The 3,684-nt window shown below is 50.8% G+C and carries 1 protein-coding gene; it reads right to left on the bottom strand.

Going from position 1 to position 3,684, the window contains the following annotated elements:
• Positions 1 to 3,684, bottom strand: a 3,684-nt coding sequence (locus tag Q0294_RS01415) for a protein kinase (protein ID WP_299460058.1), incomplete at both ends; no start/stop codon positions are given.

Below are 3,684 nucleotides of genomic sequence, written 5' to 3'. Positions count from 1 at the left end.
CATGATCGATCTGCTATCCGGCGTGAAGGAAACAGTCGTCAACATGGCATCGTTCTGACGTATCCAAACAGGTTTCCATGTTTTTGTATCCCAGAGAGTGAGACCGCCTTTAGGGTCGGACTTTGTTTCCCAGTCATAGTGAATCGATGCAAGCAGGTGTCCGTCTGGTGAAAATGCCACGCCTGTCACTACCCCTTTGTGACCGGAAAGCGAAGCGATTTCTGACCACTCTCTGCTGTTCCAAATCTTGACTGTTCCATCATGGCTGGCACTTGCCACAACCCCTCCATCCGGCGATAGGGCGAGTTCATGAATCAAATGTCTGTGGCCACTCACTTCCCACTCTTCCTGAATGGGACTTGCCTCGAACAGGAAATGTTTCCTGCCTCCAAACGTTCCACCTCCTCCCGTGACCAGCCAGCTTCCGTCCGGCGAAAATGCCAGCGCACGAAAGTTCTCGAATCCATTTTCTATAATTCCCATTTCCTGCCACGAGGGAACATGACGCAGGACAATTCTCCCGTCCATGCCTGCGGTGGCCAATGTGTTACCATCCGGGGAAAAAGAAGCTTTAAAGCCGGTGGTGTGCCCTCTAAAGTCCGCAATGATTTCCGATCGCCTGGTATCCAGAATACTGGTACTGCCACCGAATCCGTTGATGGCAAGGAATTGCCCGTCGGGTGACAGTGAGAGGCTGTTTCCCCAAAGTCGCCGCTGATCGCGCCGCTGTTTTCTCAAACTCCATGAGTTCGTATCGAAATAAAGAATCCCTGCCGGGGAAACGGCCAGTAGCGTCTGATTATCCGAAAGAAACTTCAAGCCGTTGACTTCGTCAGAATGAACTTTGAGTGTCGTTTTATGCTTTTTGCTTCGACAGTCCCAAATGCGAATGCCCGGTTCATTCGCGATTTTAACGGCAATGAACCGTCCATCCGGTGAAATATCCAGAGACTGTATGAAGAACTGCAGATCTGAGTAAATCGGAGTCGCCAGGGCATTTTTAATATTCCACAAAGTGGCCTTTCCTGATTTGTCAGGACCAGAAGTTTTTCCCATAGCCGGGTTTGTTCCTCCACCCGCTACAACCACATCGTTCTCCGGAGTAAATTTCAACAGGTGTGCTTCATGCCCTGGCTTGTTGCCAGACTCTGATTGAAGAATGGTTTTACCTGTACTGACATCGGCAATCGTCATACCATGCCACCCGACCATCCCGATCAACTTTCCATCTCCTGAAAAATCGACAGCATTCAGACTTGAACTGTAGGAAACGAATTCAGACTCCTTTGTCTGTTCTTCAAGGTTCCAGAGTTTCGCGCCATGCACTCTATCACTTGAAATGAGCCATTTTTGGTCGTTGGTGAATGCGATTGCGGAAATCGGTATTTCATGTCCTTGAATAACCCTTGGTGCATCGACGTTATCAAAGTCCCAGATTTGAACGATTCCGTTAACACCTCCTGTGGCAATGAGTGCCCCATCAGGGGAAAAGCAAATCGCGTTAATTCCTCCCTGATGACCGCTGAGCACTCGAATTTTGTTCCCCGCTTCAACATTCCAAAGATGAACGCCGCTATCGTGAATTCCGGTTCCCACGGCCAGAACGCGACCATCGGGAGAAAATTGAAGTGCCGAGATTAAGTGAGTATGGGAGGTCAGTTTGCTCTTAACTTGACCAGTCAATGCATCCCATAAAAAGACTGTTCCTGAGGGTACAGGGGCAGTTCCTGATCCAGTAGCAATCCAGTTTCCGTCCGGCGAACAGGCGACTGACCAGACCGGTCCCGAGTGGCCTGATAACTGATAGATCATTTTTCCCGTTGTTGTGTCATGTACTTTTGCCAGCCCGTTTTCTAACCCGATGACAAGGTGTTGACCATCTTCACTGAAAGCAAAATCGTTTAGATTTGATGTTTCCTGCCACATGCTGACTTGCCTGTTGTCAGCGATATCCCAGATGAGGATTGATCCTGTCTCCAGGCAGGCGGCAAGTCTCGATTTATCAGAAGATAACGTAAAATTCCTGACCGGACCCGGTCCACGGTACATCCATGTTTTTCTCTTTTTTTCAAAATCGTAGCGCCCGATCAGTCCGTCGTTGATCCACACTTCCGTACTTTTTTCAGGAACTGTAAGATCAATCACTCCTGCTGAATGAAATATCTGATGTGAGTCGTGGTATTTCTTAAAGAGGTAATACCATTCGAATCCGCGCATGTCTTCCTGGCCAACTTGAGGCCGATGCTGTTCAAGTAAGTCTACCAGTGATTTGGTATTTCCATCTGCGGATGCCCGAAACGCACTATTCATATGAGCTGCGTAAAGTATTTGGCGCGTTTTTTTTTGGCTTTTCCGGGCCGCTTGCTCCAATTTTTCTGCTTCTACTTGTGCATGTTTTGCTTTGTCCCGTTCATCATCTGCGCGCTGTGAAGCAAGGCGGGCCGCATGGGCTTCGCTGGTCGCCCAGAGGGCCAGGTAACTACTGACGCAAATACCGACCAGCAGCAACAAAGCTACCGTCGCGGCAAAAGCGAACGCAACCCGGTTCTTACGGACCAGCTTTTGCAACCGGTAGCCTGCCGAGGGGGGGCGGGCCTCGATCGGCTCGTCAGTCAGATACCGCCGGATGTCGGAGGCAAGGCCGTTTGCTGTTTCGTACCGCCGAGACCGGTTCTTTTCCATTGCCTTGAGAACGATCCAGTCCAGGTCGCCCTTCACCATCGCCGAAAGTTTACGAGGTTCGACCTGACGAACCGATGAGATCGATTCCAGGGTGTCTATCGAAACGCTGATTCGCGAGCTCGGACGTTCGGGTTCCTCTTCCTTAATCCGTTTGAGGATCTCCATGTATCCCGCTTCGCGCAGAGTCTCCCGTCTCAGCGGGGTGCTGCCGGCCAGCAATTCGTAGAGGATGACTCCCAACGAATAAATATCGCTGCGCGTATCAATGTCGACTTCATTCAGTTGTGCTTGTTCCGGGCTCATATACTCCAGTGTGCCCAGCACCTGACCGTGTGTGGTGAACAACGTTTTCTCGGTCAATCGCTGATTCGTGGCTTTGACCAGACCAAAGTCGATCACCTTCGGAATCGGTTGATCGTCCTGCTGAGTCACCAGAATATTGTTCGGTTTCAGGTCACGATGGATGATCCCTTTTTGATGTGCGTGCTGAACCGCGCTGCACACCTGGCTAAACAGTTCCAGTCGCGCGCGGATCCCCAGTTTGTGATCATCGCAGAATTTGGTAATCGGCGTCCCTTTGACCAACTCCATCACAAAGAACGGACGGCCCGTGGCTGTTGTTCCCGCATCGAGAACCTTAGCGATATTCGCATGGTCCATCATCGCCAGTGCCTGACGTTCGGCTTCAAAGCGGGCAATCACCTGACTGGTATCCATACCAGACTTGATAATTTTCGAGGCAACACGCCGATGAACGGGTTCACGCTGTTCGGCTAGAAAGACCGTCCCCATTCCACCTTCACCTAGCGTTTCCAGCAACCGGTAAGGACCAATCTGATCGCCCAGCGCTTCACCGTCTGGATACAGAGACCGCGTTAATTCAGGAGCAGGTATCCCCGGAACGTGGGTGTCCGCACCACGTTGTTCGCTCCTCGAATCGTTCTGATTATCTTCGTCATCGTTTGAGATTGGTCGCAGGTCTTCGTCATTCATCTTGCTACC

It is taken from the genome of uncultured Gimesia sp., from assembly GCF_937919775.1.
In the GTDB taxonomy this organism is placed as follows: Bacteria; Planctomycetota; Planctomycetia; order Planctomycetales; family Planctomycetaceae; genus Gimesia.
The sequence above is the reverse complement of the archived record's forward strand: the minus strand, read 5'-3'. Positions and strand labels throughout refer to the sequence as shown.